At 72.1% G+C, this 17662-nt stretch carries 17 protein-coding genes and 1 riboswitch; of the genes, 7 read left to right on the top strand and 10 right to left on the bottom strand.

Annotated features, from left to right (window positions below; all coding sequences use genetic code 11):
- Positions 1-64: 64 nt before the first annotated feature.
- From thiE to ACIBJC_RS24400, 3 genes are all read right to left on the bottom strand, one after another.
- Positions 65-715, bottom strand: coding sequence for a thiamine phosphate synthase (gene thiE / locus ACIBJC_RS24410; protein ID WP_399295813.1), 651 nt, complete (start codon positions 713-715; stop codon positions 65-67).
- Positions 716-820: 105 nt separating this feature from the next.
- Positions 821-1186 carry an Rv2175c family DNA-binding protein gene (locus ACIBJC_RS24405; protein WP_399295811.1) on the bottom strand — a complete coding sequence of 122 codons (366 nt, stop codon included), beginning with the start codon at positions 1184-1186 and terminating at the stop codon, positions 821-823.
- A gap of 191 nt (positions 1187-1377) precedes the next feature.
- Positions 1378-2625, bottom strand: coding sequence for an NAD(P)/FAD-dependent oxidoreductase (locus ACIBJC_RS24400; protein ID WP_399295809.1), 1248 nt, complete (start codon positions 2623-2625; stop codon positions 1378-1380).
- 94 nt (positions 2626-2719) lie between these two features.
- Positions 2720-2833, top strand: a riboswitch (TPP riboswitch).
- On the opposite strand from ACIBJC_RS24400, the gene thiO reads away from it, so the two are divergent.
- The 5 genes from thiO to ACIBJC_RS24375 all read left to right on the top strand — a co-directional run bounded on the left by thiO (position 2831) and on the right by ACIBJC_RS24375 (position 8035).
- On the top strand, positions 2831-4087 hold the full coding sequence (thiO, locus tag ACIBJC_RS24395; RefSeq protein ID WP_399295807.1) for a glycine oxidase ThiO: 1257 nt from the start codon (positions 2831-2833) through the stop codon (positions 4085-4087). Its footprint overlaps the riboswitch before it by 3 nt.
- 11 nt (positions 4088-4098) lie before the next feature.
- Positions 4099-4299 carry a sulfur carrier protein ThiS gene (thiS, locus tag ACIBJC_RS24390; RefSeq protein WP_399296050.1) on the top strand — a complete coding sequence of 67 codons (201 nt, stop codon included), beginning with the start codon at positions 4099-4101 and terminating at the stop codon, positions 4297-4299.
- A 5-nt stretch (positions 4300-4304) separates the two neighbouring features.
- Positions 4305-5099 (top strand): thiazole synthase, encoded by a 795-nt coding sequence (locus tag ACIBJC_RS24385; RefSeq protein ID WP_329826009.1) that lies wholly within the window; start codon positions 4305-4307, stop codon positions 5097-5099.
- A 131-nt stretch (positions 5100-5230) separates the two neighbouring features.
- Positions 5231-7174: a Stk1 family PASTA domain-containing Ser/Thr kinase gene (gene pknB / locus ACIBJC_RS24380; protein WP_399295804.1), complete on the top strand. Its 1944-nt coding sequence runs from the start codon at positions 5231-5233 to the stop codon at positions 7172-7174.
- A gap of 6 nt (positions 7175-7180) precedes the next feature.
- Positions 7181-8035, top strand: coding sequence for a deoxyribonuclease IV (locus tag ACIBJC_RS24375; RefSeq protein ID WP_329826007.1), 855 nt, complete (start codon positions 7181-7183; stop codon positions 8033-8035).
- Positions 8036-8146: 111 nt separating this feature from the next.
- Here ACIBJC_RS24375 and ACIBJC_RS24370 read toward each other — a convergent pair whose 3' ends face one another.
- Positions 8147-8779 (bottom strand): sulfite oxidase-like oxidoreductase, encoded by a 633-nt coding sequence (locus tag ACIBJC_RS24370; protein ID WP_399295802.1) that lies wholly within the window; start codon positions 8777-8779, stop codon positions 8147-8149.
- A gap of 156 nt (positions 8780-8935) precedes the next feature.
- Between ACIBJC_RS24370 and bfr the strand changes: the two genes are divergently transcribed.
- Positions 8936-9415 carry a bacterioferritin gene (bfr, locus tag ACIBJC_RS24365; RefSeq protein ID WP_382888602.1) on the top strand — a complete coding sequence of 160 codons (480 nt, stop codon included), beginning with the start codon at positions 8936-8938 and terminating at the stop codon, positions 9413-9415.
- A 25-nt stretch (positions 9416-9440) separates the two neighbouring features.
- Here the strand turns inward: bfr and ACIBJC_RS24360 are convergent, their stop codons facing one another.
- Entirely contained in the window at positions 9441-9710 is a 270-nt protein-coding gene (locus ACIBJC_RS24360; protein ID WP_399295799.1) for a bacterioferritin-associated ferredoxin, read from the bottom strand.
- A 164-nt stretch (positions 9711-9874) separates the two neighbouring features.
- The gene (locus ACIBJC_RS24355) at positions 9875-11227 is read right to left on the bottom strand and encodes a class II 3-deoxy-7-phosphoheptulonate synthase (protein ID WP_399295797.1); all 1353 of its coding nucleotides are present in this window, start codon (positions 11225-11227) and stop codon (positions 9875-9877) included.
- A gap of 356 nt (positions 11228-11583) precedes the next feature.
- Between ACIBJC_RS24355 and ACIBJC_RS24350 the strand changes: the two genes are divergently transcribed.
- On the top strand, positions 11584-13485 hold the full coding sequence (locus tag ACIBJC_RS24350) for an anthranilate synthase family protein (RefSeq protein ID WP_399296048.1): 1902 nt from the start codon (positions 11584-11586) through the stop codon (positions 13483-13485).
- 83 nt (positions 13486-13568) lie between these two features.
- On the opposite strand, the gene ACIBJC_RS24345 is transcribed toward ACIBJC_RS24350, so the two are convergent.
- The 4 genes from ACIBJC_RS24345 to ACIBJC_RS24330 form a co-directional block, all read right to left on the bottom strand.
- A complete protein-coding gene (locus ACIBJC_RS24345; protein ID WP_399295795.1) occupies positions 13569-14597 on the bottom strand; it encodes a 6-phosphofructokinase in 1029 nt (342 codons plus the stop codon).
- A 145-nt stretch (positions 14598-14742) separates the two neighbouring features.
- Positions 14743-15387 (bottom strand): response regulator, encoded by a 645-nt coding sequence (locus ACIBJC_RS24340; RefSeq protein WP_399296046.1) that lies wholly within the window; start codon positions 15385-15387, stop codon positions 14743-14745.
- Between the two features lie 74 nt (positions 15388-15461).
- Positions 15462-16709: a MacS family sensor histidine kinase gene (gene macS / locus ACIBJC_RS24335; RefSeq protein ID WP_399295793.1), complete on the bottom strand. Its 1248-nt coding sequence runs from the start codon at positions 16707-16709 to the stop codon at positions 15462-15464.
- Positions 16710-16784: 75 nt separating this feature from the next.
- Positions 16785-17498: a lysophospholipid acyltransferase family protein gene (locus ACIBJC_RS24330; RefSeq protein WP_399295791.1), complete on the bottom strand. Its 714-nt coding sequence runs from the start codon at positions 17496-17498 to the stop codon at positions 16785-16787.
- Positions 17499-17662 lie beyond the last annotated feature (164 nt).

Genomic DNA, 17662 nt, shown 5'->3' with positions numbered 1-17662 from the left:
TTTTAACGGTATTGCCGGGAAGGTGTCCGCCCTCGGACCCCTTCCGGGGCAAGTCACGCTCCGGTCAAGAGGCGCGTTCCCGTATCCGCGCGGCCAGGGCCGCCGTCGCCTCGGCCGGGTCGTCGGCCTCCGTGATCGCCCGTACGACGACGACCCCGCGGGCCCCGGCGTCCAGCACCTGGTCCAGGTTGCCCGCGTCGATGCCGCCGATCGCGAACCACGGGCGGTCCGTGCCGCTCGCCGCCGCGTACCGCACGAGGTCGAGCCCCGGGGCGTGGCGGCCCGGCTTGGTGGGGGTGGGCCAGCAGGGGCCCGTACAGAAGTAGTCCACGCCGGGTTCGGCGACCGCCGCGTCCACCTCGGCCGGGGCGTGGGTGGAGCGGCCGATCAGCGGGGTGGTGCCGAGGATGGCCCGGGCCGCCGGGACGGGCAGGTCGCCCTGGCCGAGGTGGAGGACGTCGGAGCCGATGGCGTGCGCCACGTCGGCGCGGTCGTTCACGGCGAGCAGCCGGCCGTGGCGGCGGCAGGCGTCGGCGAAGACCCGGAGGTGGTCCAGCTCCTCGCCCGCCTCCATGCCCTTGTCGCGGAGTTGCACGATGTCCACGCCGGACGCCAGTACGGCGTGGAGGAACTCGGGGAGGTCCCCCTGCCGCCTGCGGGCGTCCACGCACAGGTAGAGCCGGGCGTCGGACAGTGCCTCGTGGGGCGTGGGCATGGGTAGGTCCCCCCGTTGGTTCCGCGTCGTGTAACTGCTTCCTGGATCCGCGTCGGACCTCCGTGGACGGGCGACGGCGCCGCCCGTCCACGGACGGTCAGGCCGTCAGACGGCGAGCGCCTGAGCCCGGCGCTTCACCTCCGTACCGCGATTCTCGCTGAGCGCCTGCGCGGGGGTGCCGGGCAGGCTCGGGTCGGAGGTGAAGAGCCACTCGAGCATCTCTTCGTCGGTGAAGTGGTCGTCCCTCAGGAGCGTCAGGGTCCCGGCGAGGCCCTTGACGACCTTGTTGCCGTCAAGGAAGGCCGCGGGCACCTGGAGCGTCCTGTTCTCACCCCGGCGCACGGCGATGAGCTGGCCTTCCTTGACCAACTGCCGCACGCGCGTCACCTCGACATCGAGCATTTCGGCGATATCGGGCAGGTGAAGCCAGGCGGGGACGAGAGCATCGATCTTTGCGTCAATCTCGGTCACAGGACAAGCGTGCCATCCCGGACTGACACTGGGCACCCCGAGCCACCCCGGACGGGGTCGAAACCAGGCCGTATCGGCCCTTCGGGCCCTCCGCGCACCCGGAAAACCCGGTGGGCGGCCCCGGGAGAAGTCCAACAAGCCCGGAAGCCCGACAAGCACGGAAGCCCGGAAGCCCGAAAAGCACGGATCGCTCAGAGCGCCCGGAGTACCGCCTTGCGCAGCGGCACCGCCGGATCGGCCGCCGACTCCGGGTCCAGGCGCGCGCCCGCCTCGATCAGCTTGCGGCCCTGGGCCAGGTCACGGGGTCTTCCGACGGCCAGCAGGGCCACCAGGACGCCGTCGCGCAGCCAGACCACCGACCAGGCCGCCCCCGCGGGGTCGCCGCGCCGCACCAGGGTGTCGGCCGCCGGGTGGTGGCCCGCGTACTGGACGAAGCGGCCGAACTGCTCCGACCAGAAGTACGGCACGGGGTCGTAGACCGGGTCGGTCTCCCCGACGGCCTGCGCGGCGACCGTGAGTGGCCCCTGGAGCGCGTTGTCCCAGTGGTGGACGAGCAGCCGTTCGCCGTAGCGCGCGGACGGGAAGGACGCGCAGTCGCCGACGGCGTACACGTCGGGCAGCGAGGTGCGCAGCCGCTCGTCCGCGGTGACCGATCCGTCCGCGCCCAGCGCGATGCCTGAGCCGGCGAGCCAGGCCGTCGCGGGCCGCGCGCCGATGCCCACGACCACCGCGTCGGCGGGGAGCCGGCGGCCGTCCGCCAGGACCACCGTGCCCGCCTCGACGCCGGCCACGCGGGCGTGCGTCAGCAGCGTGGCGCCGCTCTCCGCGTACCAGCCGGTCATGGGCGCGGCGACCTCGGCCGGCAGGGCGCCGGCGAGCGGCCGGTCGGCCGCCTCCACGACCGTCACGGCGCACCCGGCCTCGCGGGCGGCGGTGGTGAACTCCGCGCCGATCCACCCGGCGCCCACGACGACGACCCGCTGCCGCCGCTCCAGCACGGGGCGCAGCCGCTCGGCGTCGTCGAGGGTGCGCAGCGGATGGACAGCGGGCATGCCCTCCGTGCCGGGCAGTACGGCGGCCTCGGCGCCGGTGGCGATGACCAGCACGTCGTACGGGACGGGCCCGGCGGTGGTGTCGATCTCCCGGGCGGACGGCCGCAGCCCGGTGGCTTTCAGGCCCACCCTGAGGTCTACGGAGAGGGCCGCGAAGTCGATGTCGAAGGCCGAGCCTTCGGCCTGGCCGAGCAGGACGGCCTTGGAGAGCGGGGGCCGGTCGTAGGGCGGGTGCGGTTCCTCGCCGATCAGGGTGATCCGGCCGTCGTACCCCTTCTCGCGCAGGGCCACGGCGGTCTGTACGCCCGCCATGCCCGCGCCGACGACGACCACTCCGGGCTCGTCCGTCCGCCCGTCCCGCCCGAGTCCCTGCGTCAGTTCGCTCACCCGGCCACCTTAGAGAGGCGGTGTCCGCCTCGTGAACGGGCCACGGCCGACACTCCCTTACCGGGCGGCGGACCGCGCGTTAGGCTTTCCGTCGACACTACCTCGCGGGAGTCCGGACGCACCGGGCTGAGAGGGAGGCTGGAGCGGCCTCCGACCGTACGAACCTGATCCGGGTCATGCCGGCGAAGGGAGGGGCTGGACGCCCATGCAGTCATCCCAGCGATCACCTCTGGAACAACCGCCCCACGGAACACAGGGGGCGTCCGCCTCCACGGGGTACGACGTCCTCGTCGTCGGGGGCGGGATCATCGGTCTGGTCACCGCCTGGCGGGCGGCGCAGCGCGGGCTGCGGACCGCTGTCGCCGACCCCGATCCGGGCGGCGGCGCGGCGCGCGTCGCGGCGGGCATGCTCGCCGCCGTCACCGAACTCCACCACGGCGAGCAGACCCTGCTCGGCCTCAACCTCGCCTCCGCCGAGCGCTATCCCGCGTTCGTCGCGGAGCTGGAGGAGGCGAGCGGCCGGGACACCGGCTACCGCGCGTGCGGCACGCTCGCCGTGGCCCTGGACTCCGACGACCGCGCCCAGCTCCGTGAGCTGCACGCCCTCCAGGTGCGCTCGGGGCTGACGTCCGAGTGGCTCACGGGGCGCGAATGCCGGCGCCTGGAGCCGATGCTCGCGCCGGGCGTACGCGGTGGTCTGCGGGTCGACGGCGACCACCAGATCGATCCGCGGCGGCTCGCGGCGGCGCTCCTGACGGCCTGCGAACGGGCCGGGGTGGTCTTCCACCGCTCCTGGGCGCGGCGGCTCTCCGTCGTACGGGACCGGGCCGCAGGCGCCGTCCTGGCCGACGGCGGCGTGCTCGGCGCGGACCGGGTGGTGCTGGCGGGCGGCAGCCTCAGCGGCGGGCTGGCGGGCGTGCCCCCTGAGGCCGTGCCGCCCGTACGGCCCGTCAAGGGGCAGGTGCTGCGGCTGGCGGTGCCCCGCCCTTACGCGCCCTTCCTGTCCCGGACGGTACGGGCCGTGGTGCGCGGCTCCCAGGTCTATCTCGTGCCGCGCGAGAACGGTGAGCTGGTCGTCGGCGCGACCAGCGAGGAGCTGGGCTGGGACACGACGGTCACGGCGGGCGGGGTGTACGAGCTGCTGCGCGACGCGCACGAGCTGGTGCCCGGCATCACCGAGCTGCCGCTGACCGAGACCCGCGCGGGGCTGCGCCCCTGCTCGCCGGACAACGCGCCGCTGCTGGGGCCGACCGTGCTGCCGGGGCTCTCGCTGGCCACCGGCCACTACCGCAACGGGGTGCTGCTGACGCCGGTCACCGGTGAGGTGCTGGCGACCGTCCTGACGACCGGTGAACTGCCGCCCGAGGCCGCGCCCTTCACCCCGTTGCGCTTCTCCCCCGCCGCGTCCGGCTCCCCTACCGCGACCGGTTCCCCGTCCGCCTCCCTGGAGCAGCCCGTATGAACACCGCCGTGATGTACGTGTCCGTCAACGGCGAGCCACGCGAGTTCGCCCCCGCGACCACGCTCGACACCGTCGTCGCGACCCTCACTCCGGCGCGCTCCGGGGTGGCCGCCGCCGTCAACGAGACGGTGGTCCCGCGTACCCGCTGGTCCGGCACCGCGCTCAACGACGGCGACCGGGTGGAAGTCCTCACCGCGGTCCAGGGAGGCTGACGGACATGGCCGACGACCTTCTCACCATCGGCTCCACCACCTTCGCCTCCCGGCTGATCATGGGGACGGGCGGGGCGCCCAGCCTCGATGTCCTCGAACGTTCACTGATCGCCTCCGGCACCGAACTCACCACGGTCGCGATGCGCCGTCTCGACCCCACCGTGCAGGGCTCCGTGCTCTCCGTGCTGAAGACGCTGGGCATCCGTCCGCTGCCCAACACGGCTGGCTGTTTCACCGCCGGTGAGGCCGTCCTCACCGCCCGGCTCGCCCGCGAGGCGCTCGGCACGGAGTGGATCAAGCTGGAGGTCGTCGCCGACGAACGCACCCTGCTGCCCGACCCTGTCGAGCTGCTGGACGCCGCGGAGACGCTGGTGGACGACGGGTTCACGGTCCTGCCGTACACCAACGACGACCCGGTCCTCGCGGCGAAACTGGAGGACGTGGGGTGCGCGGCGATCATGCCGCTGGGCTCGCCCATCGGCTCCGGGCTGGGCATCCGCAACCCGCACAACTTCCAGCTCATCGTGGAGCGCGCCCGGGTCCCGGTGATCCTGGACGCGGGCGCGGGCACCGCGTCGGACGCGGCGCTCGCGATGGAGCTGGGGTGCGCGGCGGTGATGCTGGCGTCCGCGGTCACCCGCGCCCAGGAGCCGGTGCTGATGGCCGAGGCGATGCGGCACGCGGTGACGGCGGGCCGGCTGGCGCGGCGTGCGGGCCGGATCCCCCGGCGCCACTTCGCGGAGGCGTCCTCGCCGCTGGACGGGGTGGCGGCGCTCGACCCGGAGCGGCCCGCCTTCTGACCGGGACGTCACAGCGGGGCGGCCGACCCGGTACGGGCCTCCTCTGGGCCTGTCACAGCTCGGCTTCAGTCGTGTGTCCGGTCCGACCCGGGCCTACGGGGGTGTCGGTGGCGACTCGTAGACTCACCAGCGTGGATACGACCCTTCAGGACCCCATCGTCGGGCAGGTGCTCGACGGCCGCTACCGCGTCGACGCGCGGATCGCGGTCGGCGGCATGGCCACGGTCTACCGGGCCGTGGACACCCGGCTCGACCGGGTCCTGGCGCTCAAGGTGATGCATCCGGCGCTCGCGGCGGACGTCTCCTTCGTGGAGCGTTTCATCCGTGAGGCCAAGTCGGTGGCGCGGCTGGCGCACCCCAATGTGGTCGCGGTCTTCGACCAGGGCGCGGAGGGCGCGTACGTCTACCTGGCGATGGAGTACGTCGCGGGGTGCACCCTGCGCGATGTCGTACGGCAGCGCGGGGCGCTGCGCCCGCGGGCCGCGCTGGACATCCTGGAGCCCGTGCTGGCCGCGCTCGGCGCCGCGCACCGGGCCGGGTTCGTCCACCGGGACATGAAGCCGGAGAACGTGCTGATAGGGGACGACGGCCGGGTCAAGGTCGCCGACTTCGGGCTCGTCAGGGGCGTCGGCGATGTGACCAACACCACCGGGACCGTCCTCGGCACGGTCTCGTACCTCGCGCCGGAGCAGATCGAGCACGGCACGTCGGACACCCGGGTCGACGTGTACGCGTGCGGGGTCGTCCTGCACGAGATGCTGACCGGCGCCAAGCCGCACTCAGGGGACACCCCGGCGCAGGTCCTCTACCGCCATCTCAACGAGGACGTACCGGCCCCGTCCGCCGCCGTTCCCGGGCTCGCGCCCGAGCTGGACCGGCTGGTCGCCGCGGCCACCGCGCGCGACCCCGAGGAGCGTCCGCTCGACGCGGTCGCGCTGCTGGCGCTGACCCGGGCGGCCCGCGCGGCGCTCACCGACGCACAGCTCGACGCCGTACCGCCGCAGGCCAGGCCCGAGGCGGAGGACGGCGCGGGCTCCGACGGGCGTACGGCGGTGATCCCCCGGATCCGGCCCGTCGAGGAGCCGGACGACGAGCCCGTCCGGCACACGAGCAGGCTGGAGATGCCGCCCTCTGACTCCGCGGCGCCGCCCGGCCGGACGCGCGGCGGGGCCGGTGGGCTCCGTGGCATGCCGTCGCGGGGCGTGCTCGCGGCGATCGTCGCTGTGCTGCTGGTCCTCGGGGTGGGGTCGGGCGTCTGGTACATCAACTCCGGCCAGTTCACCCGGGTGCCCTCGCTGCTCGGGCAGACGGAGAAGGAAGCGCGCAAGCGGCTCGGCGACGAGGGGATCGACGCGAAGGTTGCCCGGGACTTCAGCGACTCCTTCGACCGGGGCACGGTCATGGGCACGGATCCTGAGCCCCGCTCCCGGGTCCGGGGCAGCGGTCCCGTGACGCTGGTCATCTCCCGTGGCCCGAAGATCGTCCAGGTGCCCGAGCTGGCCGGCACGTCGCTGGCCGAGGCGCGGTCCGCGCTGAAGAAGGCCGGACTGGCCTCCGGGCTCGTCACGCGGAAGTTCGACGAGGATGTCGCGCGGGGCGCGGTCATCAGCTCCACGCCCGAGGCGGGCGCGGACGTACGGCCCGATTCAGGGGTCGCGCTGCTGGTCAGCAAGGGTGCCCCGATCGACATGCCCGATGTGACCGGCGAGTCCGTGGACGACGCCACCTCCGAGCTGGAGAACGCGGGGCTCACGGTGAGGATCGCCCCCGAGCGGGTGAACGCACCGCAGGACGCGGGCACCATCGCCCGGCAGTCCGCGGCGGAGGGGGCCCGCCTCGCCCAGGGCGACACGGTCACGCTGACCGTCTCCAAGGGCCCGCGGATGGTCTCCGTACCGGATGTGACCGGGCAGAAGACCGTCGACGCGAGGAAGGCGCTGGAGGACGCGGGCTTCGAGGTCAAGGTCGAGCGGAACTTCCCGTTCCTGGGGGACACGGTGGGCGAGCAGTCCGTCGCCGGCGGCGAACAGGCCCCTGAGGGCTCCACGATCACCATCAAGACCAAGGGACTCTAGAAAAAGATGCGCAACCCTGTCGGCGGCCATGTCCCCGTGGCCGGCGGGCTCGCCACGACCGGTCTGGCGTACGCGCGCGAGCTGGGCGCGGAGACCGTCCAGGTCTTCGCGGCCAATCCGCGCGGCTGGGCGACGCCCGCCGGGAATCCGGCGCAGGACGAGCAGTTCCGCGCCGCGTGCGAGGCGGCGGAGATGCCCGCGTACGTGCACGCCCCGTATCTGATCAACTTCGGCTCGCACACGGAGGCGACCGCAGAGAAGTCCGTGGAGTCGCTGCGCCACAGCCTGCGGCGCGGTCGGGAGATCGGCGCGCTGGGCGTGGTCGTGCACACCGGGTCCGCGACCGGCGGCCGGCCGCGCGAGGTGGCGCTCGCGCAGGTACGGGAGCGGATGCTGCCGCTCCTGGACGAGCTGACCCATGACGACGACCCGTTCCTGCTGCTGGAGTCGACGGCGGGCCAGGGCTCCTCACTGTGCTCGCGGACCTGGGACTTCGGCCCGTACTTCGAGGCGCTGGACTCCCACCCCAAGCTGGGGATCTGCCTGGACACCTGCCACATCTTCGCGGCGGGCCACGATCTCGCCGGACCGCACGGGATGCGGCAGACGCTGGACCTCCTGGTGGACACGGTCGGTGAGGGCCGGCTCAAGCTGATCCACGCCAACGACTCGAAGGACGTGGCGGGCGCGCACAAGGACCGGCACGAGAACATCGGCGCCGGCCATATCGGGGAGGAGCCGTTCCGCGAGCTGTTCTCGCATCCGGCGACCGCGAACGTACCGCTGGTGATCGAGACGCCGGGCGGCAAGGAAGGGCACGCGGCGGACGTGGCGCGGCTGAAGAAGCTGCGCGACGGCTGAGCCACAAGCCTCAGGATCCGCGCGTCAGCCTCAGGATCCGCGCGCCGTCACCGAGCAGGGGCAGGGCTCCCGCGCGCCGTCACCGAGCAGGGGCAGGGCTCCCGCGCGCCGTCACAGCTCCGGGCCGTCTCCCGGGATCTCCTGGTAGGAGTAGCGCTGCTCGGACCAGGGGTCGCCGACATTGTGGTAGCCGCGTTCCTCCCAGAAACCCCGGCGGTCGGCGGTCATGTATTCCACGCCGCGGACCCATTTGGGGCCCTTCCAGGCGTAGAGCTGGGGAACGACGAGCCGTACCGGAAATCCATGTTCGGCGGTGAGCAATTCGCCGTCCTTGTGGGTGGCGAAGATCGTGCGGTCGGAGACGAAGTCCGTGAGCCGCAGATTCGAGCTGAAGCCGTACTCGGCCCAGACCATCACATGCGTGACGTTCGGCGCCGGTGGTGCGAGTTCCACGATCGTACGGGCGGGCACCCCGCCCCATTCGGCCCCCACCATGCTGAATTTTGTGACGCAGTGCAGATCCGCGACCACCGTGGAGAACGGCAGAGCCGAGAACTCCTCATGGTTCCAGCAGTGTTTGTCACCGTCGGCCGTGGCGCCGAAGACCCGGAACTCCCAGCGTTCCTGCCGGAACTTCGGTACGGGGCCGTAATGGGTGACCGGCCAGCCGCGCTGCAGCCGCTGTCCGGGCGGCAGCTCGGACTCTTCCGGCTCCCGGCGCTCCAGGCTCTCCGGCTGACCCATGCCTTCCATGGTGACAGACCGGGAGGGGTGGTGATGACCAGGTACACGTCGATTCCGGCAACTCCTACTAAGCGTGCACTTACTGGACGGCCTCCTGATCACGGTGCGAGGATGCGCGCATTCTGCTCCGTCACCGGCTTGGAAGGAGTCTGCGCGATGCAGGGCGACCCCGAGGTCATTGAATTCCTCAATGAGCAGTTGACCGCCGAACTGACCGCGATCAACCAGTACTTTCTCCACTCGAAAATGCAGGAGAACTTCGGCTGGACGAAGCTCGCCAAGTACACCAGGGCCGAGTCTTTCGACGAGATGAAGCACGCCGAACTCCTCACCGACCGGCTGCTGTTCCTGGAGGGGCTGCCGAACTACCAGCGGCTCTTCCACGTACGGGTCGGCCAGACGGTCACCGAGATGTTCCAGGCGGACCGGCAGGTCGAGGTGGAGGCGATCGACCGCCTCAAGCGCGGTATCGACGTGATGCGCTCCAAGGGCGACCACACGTCCAAGGGCATCTTCGAATCGATCCTGGAGGACGAGGAGCATCACATCGACTATCTCGACACCCAACTGGAGCTGATCGAGAAACTCGGTGAACCGCTCTACATCGCCCAGCTCATCGAGCAGCCGGACAGCTAGCAGCCGGCCGGACGGCTGGACAGCGCTACGCGGCCTCGGGCAGTACGGCCGCGATCGCGGCGACAGCCGGGGCGCCCGCTTCCCCGAGGGCGGGAGTGGCCTGCTCCAGCAGTTCACGCCGGGGGCATCCGCCACGTCCCAGGAGCGACTGGATCTGCCGTACGCACGAGCCGCAGTCGGTGCCGGCCTTACTGGCCGACGCGATCTGGCGGGGTGTGCAGGCACCGGCGGCCGCATGTTCCCTCACCTGTGTCTCGGTGATCCCGAAACATGAGCAGACGTACACGCGGTTCACCTCCCGGCGGGATCGTTCCTGACTGGGTCGCCCCCGACGAGGTCGGTGAGGCTAACCTAACCTTACCCGCCCGGTCCGATTCGGAAAAGTCCGGGAAACGCCGGTGGGGCACGGATCACATTCGATCCGTGCCCCACCGGCGTCGCGTTTCCGCCCCTGGCGGGCTACTGGTCGCGGTACATCTCCGCGACCAGGAAGGCCAGGTCCAGCGACTGGCTGCGGTTGAGCCGCGGGTCGCAGGCCGTCTCGTAGCGCTGGTGGAGATCGTCGACGAAGATCTCGTCGCCGCCGCCCACGCACTCGGTGACATCGTCACCGGTCAGCTCGACATGGATGCCGCCCGGGTGCGTGCCGAGTCCCTTGTGGACCTCGAAGAAGCCCTTGACCTCGTCGAGCACGTCGTCGAAGCGGCGGGTCTTGTGGCCGGAGGCCGCCTCGAAGGTGTTGCCGTGCATCGGGTCCGTCACCCAGGCCACCGTGGCGCCGGAGGCGGTCACCTTCTCGACCAGCTCGGGGAGCTTGTCCCTGACCTTGTCGGCACCCATCCGGACGATGAAGGTCAGCCGGCCGGGCTCGCGGTCCGGGTCGAGGCGGTCGATGTAGGTCAGCGCCTCGTCGACGGTGGTCGTCGGGCCCAGCTTGATCCCGATCGGGTTCTTGATCTTCGAGGCGAACTCGATGTGCGCGCCGTCGAGCTGACGGGTGCGCTCACCGATCCACACCATGTGGCCCGAGACGTCGTAGAGCCCGCCGGTCCGAGAGTCGACCCGGGTCAGCGCCGACTCGTAGTCCAGCAGCAGCGCCTCGTGCGAGGCGTAGAACTCGACGGTGCGGAACTCGGCCGGGTCGGTGCCCGCCGCCTTCATGAAGTTCAGCGCGTTGTCGATCTCGCGGGCGAGCTGCTCGTAGCGCTGGCCGGACGGGGACGACTTCACGAAGTCCTGGTTCCAGGCGTGCACCTGGCGCAGGTCGGCGTAGCCGCCGGTGGTGAAGGCGCGCACCAGGTTCAGCGTCGCGGCGGACGCGTGGTACATCCGCTTGAGGCGCTCGGGGTCGGGGATCCGGGACTTCTCGTCGAAGGCGAAGCCGTTGACCGAGTCGCCCCGGTACGTCGGCAGGGTCAGACCGTCGCGGGTCTCGGTGCCCTTGGAGCGCGGCTTCGAGTACTGCCCGGCGATCCGGCCGACCTTCACCACCGGCACGGACGCGGCGTACGTGAGGACCGCGCCCATCTGGAGGAGGGTCTTCAGCTTGTTCCTGATGTGATCCGCGGAGACGGCGTCGAACGCCTCGGCGCAGTCGCCGCCCTGGAGCAGGAACGCCTCCCCCTTGGCGACGGCCGCCAGCCGGGCGCGCAACTGGTCGCACTCGCCCGCGAAGACCAGCGGCGGATAGCTCTCCAGCTCGGCCACGACCTCACGCAGGGCTTCCCGGTCCGGATACTCCGGCTGCTGGGCAGCGGGAAGATCTTGCCAGGACGGCACATGGTCGGCGGAGTTCTCAGCGTTCACTGTCACGCGCTCCAGATTACGTGGTCGGGCGCACCGGTCGGCGCGGCGCTCACAGTGTGGAACAGACCGCTGCCCCGGCGCATGCGCTAATGTGCCGCTCATGTTCGCGCGATCGCATCAGACCTGGTGGTGGCCCCCTTACCCGGCGGCCCTCTGATTCACGCGCGCACCATGCATCGCGAAGGCCGCCCGAGGGGCGGCCTTCAGTGTTCTCCGGGTCCGGATGCCAGGTTCCCAGCCGGGGAAGCGGGCCGTTCCTCCCCCTCCTGAAGGAAGGAACACCGCAGATGAACACCGACACAGGCGACGGCACCGGCTCCCGCACCGGCGCCGGCTCCCGTACCCGCCCGTCCACGAGCGACATGATCGACCGGCTGCTGGACGACGGCTGTCCCCCGTTCGCCCTGCTGCGCCGCCGCACCCCCGGCCGGGACCACGACACCGTGGAGCTGCTGATCGGCCCCGTGCACGAGGCGGAGCGGCTCGCCGACCTCCCGGCGGGTGACCGCACCGCGCTGGCCCTGGTGCCGTTCCGGCAGATCAGGGAGCGCGGCTTCGACGTACGGGACGACGGGACGCCGCTGGCCGTGCTGGTCGCTGACGAGACGTACGAGCTGCCCCTCGGCGAGGTGCTGGACCGGCTGCCCGCGCACGCGGTACGGGTCGAGGGCGGTGCCTTCGACATCGACGACCGGCGGTACGCGGAGATCGTGCGGCGGGTCATCGACGAGGAGATCGGCCGGGGCGAGGGCGCGAACTTCGTGATCCGGCGCACCTTCGAGGGCCGGATCCCCGGCTTCGGCCGGGCCGACGCCCTCGCGCTCTTCCGGCGGCTGCTCGTCGGGGAGCAGGGGGCGTACTGGACGTTCCTCGTCCACACCGGCGGGCGCACGCTCGTGGGGGCCAGCCCCGAGGCGCATGTCCGGATGAGCGGCGGGACCGTCGTGATGAACCCGATCAGCGGGACCTTCCGCTATCCGGCCGGAGGGCCGGAGCCCGAGGCGCTGCTGGAGTTCCTGGGCGACCGCAAGGAGACCGACGAGCTCTCCATGGTCGTCGACGAGGAGCTGAAGATGATGTGCACCGTCGGCGACCGGGGCGGGGTGGTGATCGGCCCCCGGCTCAAGGAGATGGCCCACCTCGCGCACACCGAGTACGAGCTGCGCGGACGCTCCTCGCTCGATGTGCGCGAGGTGCTGCGGGAGACGATGTTCGCGGCGACGGTCACCGGCTCGCCGGTGCGGAACGCCTGCCGGGTCATCGAGCGCCACGAGGAGGGCGGGCGGGGGTACTACGCGGGCGCGCTCGCGCTCCTCGGGCGGGACTCCGGCGGGGCCCGGACCCTCGACTCCCCGATCCTGATCCGTACCGCCGACATCGACGCCGACGGCGCGCTGCGGGTGCCGGTCGGGGCCACGCTCGTACGCCACTCCCGGCCGGAGAGCGAGGTCGCCGAGACGCACGCCAAGGCGGCGGGGGTGCTGGCGGCACTGGGCGTACGTCCTGGGCGCCCGCGCGCGGAGTCGGCGCGGCCCCGGCTCGCCGACGACCCGCGGGTACGGGCGGCGCTGGACGCGCGGCGCGCGGATCTCGCCCCGTTCTGGCTGCGGATGCGGGAGACCGCCGGGGCGCTGTCGGGGCACGCGCTGATCGTGGACGGCGAGGACACCTTCACCGCGATGCTGGCGCACCTCCTGCGCTCCTCGGGGCTGGCCGTGACCGTACGGGCGTACGACGAGGCGGGGCTGCGGGAGGCGGTGCTCGGGCACGCGGACGGCGTGGGGCCGGTGGTGCTGGGCCCCGGTCCCGGCGACCCGGCGGACCCTGCGGACCCGAAGATGCGGCTGCTGCGCGGGCTGGCGGCGGAGCTGCTGGACGCGCCCGGCGGCCGGCGCCACGGGGTGCTCGGGGTCTGTCTGGGGCATGAGCTGCTGGCGGCGGAACTGGGGCTGGGGACCGTACGCAAGCGGGTTCCGTACCAGGGGCTCCAGACCCGGATCGAGCTGTTCGGCCGGGAGGAGACGGTGGGCTTCTACAACAGCTTCACCGCGCACTGCGACGACGCGGCGGCGGCGCGGCTGGCGGCGCGGGGCGTGGAGGTGAGCCGGGAGGCGGCGAGCGGGGAGGTGCACGCGCTGCGGGGCGCGGGGTTCGCGTCGGTGCAGTTCCATCCGGAGTCGGTGCTGACGCTGGACGGCCCGGGGATCGTGGCGGAGCTGCTGGCGGGGGCGGGGGTGCCGGGAGCGGCGGTACGGCGGGGGTGACGGAGCCCTGCCGGGCGGGCGGTCGGGCTCGCGGGAGCCCGGCCGCCCGGCGGCGGGTCCGCCACCGGGCTCCGTGCCGGGCGCTACCCGAAGAAGACGCCCGCCTCCGCGTACAGCTCGGGCCGGACCGTCTTGAGCCGCGCCGTCGCCTCCGTCATCGGGACGCGCACGATGTCCGTACCGCGCAGGGCGACCATCTTCCCGAAGTCGCCGTCACGCACCGCGTCGATCGCGTGCAGGCCGAAGCGGGTGGCCAGCCAGCGGTCGAAGGCGCTCGGGGTGCCGCCGCGCTGGACATGGCCGAGCACGGTGGTGCGGGCCTCCTTGCCGGTGCGCCGTTCGATCTCCTTGGCCAGCCACTCGCCGACGCCGGACAGCCGGACGTGCCCGTACGAGTCCAGCGAGCCGTCCTTGAGGACCAGATCGCCGTCCTTGGGCATCGCGCCCTCCGCGACGACGACGATCGGCGCGTACGACGCCTTGAAGCGGGAGGTCACCCAGGCGCAGACCTGGTCGACGTCGAAGCGCTGCTCGGGGATGAGGATGACGTTCGCGCCGCCGGCCAGTCCGGAGTGCAGGGCTATCCAGCCGGCGTGGCGCCCCATCACCTCGCAGACCAGGACCCGCATATGGGATTCGGCGGTGGTGTGCAGCCGGTCGATGGCCTCGGTGGCGATCCCGACGGCGGTGTCGAAGCCGAACGTGTAGTCCGTCGCGGACAGGTCGTTGTCGATGGTCTTGGGGACACCGACGCAGGGGACCGCGTGCTCGTCGGAGAGCCGCGACGCCACCCCGAGCGTGTCCTCGCCGCCGATCACGACCAGCGCGTCGACGTCCGTGGCGGTCAGGGTCTCCCTGATCCGGCGGACGCCGTCCTCCTCCTTGAACGGGTTGGTGCGTGAGGAGCCGAGGATGGTGCCCCCGCGCGGCAGGATGCCGCGCACGGTGGGGATGTCGAGCCGTACGGTGTCGCCGTCCAGCGCGCCGCGCCAGCCGTCCCGGAAGCCGGTGAAGCCGTAGCCGTACTCCTGGACGCCCTTGCGTACGAGGGCGCGGATGACCGCGTTGAGCCCGGGGCAGTCGCCACCGCCCGTCAGTACTCCGACCCGCATGAAACACGTCCCTTCGCCAGGAGGGGTGATTCAGGTCACCCCGGCATGGTGCACAGGGGCGGTCCCGTTCCACCAGAGGGCGGACGGCACTGTTTCGCGGGCGAGTGGAGGACCCGTGGGCGGCGGGCCGGGGCCCGCCGGCGGATCAGATGTCGTCGAGGCCGCGCTCGATCGCGTACCGCACCAGCTCGACACGGTTGTGGAGTTGGAGCTTGCCGAGGGTGTTCTGGACGTGGTTCTGCACGGTGCGGTGCGAGATGACCAGCCGTTCGGCGATCTGCTTGTACGAGAGGCCCTTGGCGACCAGCCGCAGCACCTCCGTCTCCCGGTCGGTCAGTTCGGGCGCCCTCGGCTGGTCGGAGGCGGCCGGCGCGGGCTCCGAGGCGAGACGGCGGTACTCCCCCAGCACCAGGCCCGCCAGGCCCGGGGTGAAGACCGGGTCGCCCTCGGCGGTGCGGCGTACGGCGTCGGTCAGCTCCTCCGTACTGGCCGACTTGAGCAGATAGCCGGTGGCACCCGACTTGACCGCCTCCAGTACGTCGGCGTGCTCACCGCTGGCGGAGAGCACCAGGACGCGCAGCCCGGCCAGGGATCCGACCAGCTCCTTGCAGACCTGGACGCCGGGCATGCCGGGCAGGTTGAGGTCCAGGACGAGCACCCCGGGGGTGGTGGCCCGGGCGCGGCGCACCGCCTGGGGGCCGTCCCCGGCGGTGGCGACGACGTCGAAGCCCGCCGCTTCCAGGTCGCGGGCGACCGCGTCGCGCCACATCGGGTGGTCGTCGACCACCATCACCCGGATCGGTCCGCTCCCGCCGTTGCCGCCGTCCGTCCCGGGACCGGTGGTCGCCGCCGTGGTCTGCTCGCTCATCGCTCCGTCTTTCCCCGTCCCCGTGGAACCTTCAACTCGACTTCCGTGCCCTGTCCCGGCACCGACACCAGCTCGGCCGTGCCGCCCAGGTCCCGCAGCCGGCCGCGGATCGAGAGGGCGACACCGAGCCGCCCCTCCCCCTCCGCCTGCGCGAGCCGGCCCTCGGGGATGCCGGGGCCGTCGTCCCGTACGGTCACGATCACTTCCTGCCCCCAGTCCTCGACCAGGATCCAGGCGCGGGCGTCCGCGCCCGCGTGTCTGTTCACATTGTCCAGGGCGGCACCGACAGCCGCCGCCAGCTCCCGGGCGGCGGCGGGCTCCAGTACGACGGGGGTGCCCGGTTCGGAGAAGGTGACCCGGGAGCCCGCGTAGGGCGCGAGCAGCGTCCGCAGGTCGCACGGCCCGGACTCGCCGCCCTCCTCCGGTCCCCCGGCGGCAAGGTCGGCGGGGTCGGCCGCGTCGTCGACCGTACGGACGACCGCGCCCCGCGCGGTGTCCTCCGAGGTCCGCGAGGTGGGCACCAGCCCGCTGGAGACCAGCGTCCGCAGGGCGATCTCCTGCTCCCCCGCCATCCTGCCCAGCTCGGCCGCCTCGCCGCCCAGCGCCGTACCGCGCCGCTGCACCATGGCGAGCACCTGGAGCACGCTGTCGTGGATGTCACGAGCCAGCCGTTCCCGTTCCCGGGTGGCGGCCTCGATCTCCAGGGCGCGGGCGAGGGTGCGTTCGGAGGCGCGGGCGACCTCCACGACGTAACCGATGGCGATGGAGGCGACCCACACGAGCAGCACGTTGTGGACGGTGTCCAGGGTGGGGTGGCCGCGCTCGATCAGATTGGCCGCGGCGACGAAGGTCGAGGCGAAGGCGGCCCACCGCCAGCCGCCCTTGACGGCGAAGGCGAGGACCGATCCGGCGACCCATATCGACGGCAGGGTGAGCCCGTCGACGGAGCGGGCCTGGACGTCGACGAAGGGGGTGAGCAGGATGCCGGTGAGGCCGATGGTGAGATCGGCGCCCAGGAAGCGCTTGGTGCAGCTCACCGCGTTGGCGACCTTGGGGAGCGTGACGAGCGTCCAGACGGCCAGGACGGCGAGGAAGGCCGCGGCGACCCACGGCCGTTCGAAGCGGCTGCGTTCGAAGACGAAGAGCAGCACCGCGTACACCATCGTCAGTACGCGGTAGCCGCTCAGCGCGCGCCACAGCGGCTGCTCGACCGACATCCGCACCACACGCTCGCGCTTGGCCATGTCCTCTGCCTTCCCCCTGGCGTACGCCGGGCACCCGGCCCGCGGCCGACGGCCGGCCCGCCGTGCCGGCGCGTCCTAACTGTCGGCGGGCGACGCGGCCTTCGCCGCCTCCGCGATCTGCCGCTTGGCCGCCGTGGCGTAGACGTCCACGTACTCCTGGCCGGACAGCTTCATGATCTCGTACATCACCTCGTCGGTGACCGACCGCAGGATGAAGCGGTCGCCCTCCATGCCCTGGTAGCGCGTGAAGTCCAGCGGCTTGCCGATCCTGATTCCCGGGCGCATCAGCTTGGGGACGACCTTGCCGGGCGGCTGGATCTTCTCGGTGTCGATCATGGCCACGGGGATGACGGGCGCCCCCGTGGCGAGCGTCACGCGCGCGAGACCACCGGGCTTGCCCCGGTAGAGGCGGCCGTCGGGCGAGCGGGTGCCCTCGGGGTAGATGCCGAAGAGCTCGCCGTTCTCCAGGACCTTTATGCCGCTCCGGATCGCCGCCTCGCCCGCGCCGCGCCCGCCGGAGCGGTCCACGGGGAGCTGTCCGACGCCCTTGAAGAAGGCGGCGGTGAGCTTGCCCTTCACCCCGGGTGAGGTGAAGTACTCCGCCTTCGCGATGAAGGTGACCTTGCGGTCGAGCACCGCCGGGAGGAAGAACGAGTCCGAGAACGAGAGATGGTTGCTCGCGAGGATCGCCGGCCCCTCGGCGGGAATGTTCTCAAGTCCCTCCACCCAGGGCCTGAAGGCAAGCTTCAGCGACCCTCCGATGGAGAACTTCACTGCGCCGTAGATCAACTCGAATTCCTTCTGTTGTGCTGTGGACAGACCTTAACCCGTGGGGTGCCCGCCCTCTCCTCCTCCGGGCCGGTCGCGGGGCGTGCCGGGAGGTCCGCGGAAGGGGCGGAAGGACCTGGTCGGTGTCGGTCCGGTCGCGTACGGTGAAGTACACCTTCCCGAGC

This window comes from Streptomyces sp. NPDC050509 (assembly GCF_044457965.1).
GTDB lineage: Bacteria > Actinomycetota > Actinomycetes > Streptomycetales > Streptomycetaceae > Streptomyces.
Note: the sequence above shows the minus strand (reverse complement) of the source record. Positions and strands in the feature narration are given on the sequence as shown.

What these genes read in the sequence shown, in the direction of transcription:
- thiE (WP_399295813.1), bottom strand. Translation starts at nt 715, where the DNA reads ATGCCCACGCCCCACGAGGCACTGTCCGACGCCCGGCTCTACCTGTGC.
- ACIBJC_RS24340 (WP_399296046.1), bottom strand. Translation starts at nt 15,387, where the DNA reads ATGGTGGTCGACGACCACCCGATGTGGCGCGACGCGGTCGCCCGCGAC.
- thiO (WP_399295807.1), top strand. Translation starts at nt 2,831, where the DNA reads ATGCAGTCATCCCAGCGATCACCTCTGGAACAACCGCCCCACGGAACA.
- bfr (WP_382888602.1), top strand. Translation starts at nt 8,936, where the DNA reads ATGCAGGGCGACCCCGAGGTCATTGAATTCCTCAATGAGCAGTTGACC.
- ACIBJC_RS24385 (WP_329826009.1), top strand. Translation starts at nt 4,305, where the DNA reads ATGGCCGACGACCTTCTCACCATCGGCTCCACCACCTTCGCCTCCCGG.
- ACIBJC_RS24345 (WP_399295795.1), bottom strand. Translation starts at nt 14,597, where the DNA reads ATGCGGGTCGGAGTACTGACGGGCGGTGGCGACTGCCCCGGGCTCAAC.
- ACIBJC_RS24370 (WP_399295802.1), bottom strand. Translation starts at nt 8,779, where the DNA reads ATGGGTCAGCCGGAGAGCCTGGAGCGCCGGGAGCCGGAAGAGTCCGAG.
- ACIBJC_RS24375 (WP_329826007.1), top strand. Translation starts at nt 7,181, where the DNA reads ATGCGCAACCCTGTCGGCGGCCATGTCCCCGTGGCCGGCGGGCTCGCC.
- macS (WP_399295793.1), bottom strand. Translation starts at nt 16,709, where the DNA reads ATGGCCAAGCGCGAGCGTGTGGTGCGGATGTCGGTCGAGCAGCCGCTG.
- ACIBJC_RS24350 (WP_399296048.1), top strand. Translation starts at nt 11,584, where the DNA reads ATGATCGACCGGCTGCTGGACGACGGCTGTCCCCCGTTCGCCCTGCTG.
- thiS (WP_399296050.1), top strand. Translation starts at nt 4,099, where the DNA reads ATGTACGTGTCCGTCAACGGCGAGCCACGCGAGTTCGCCCCCGCGACC.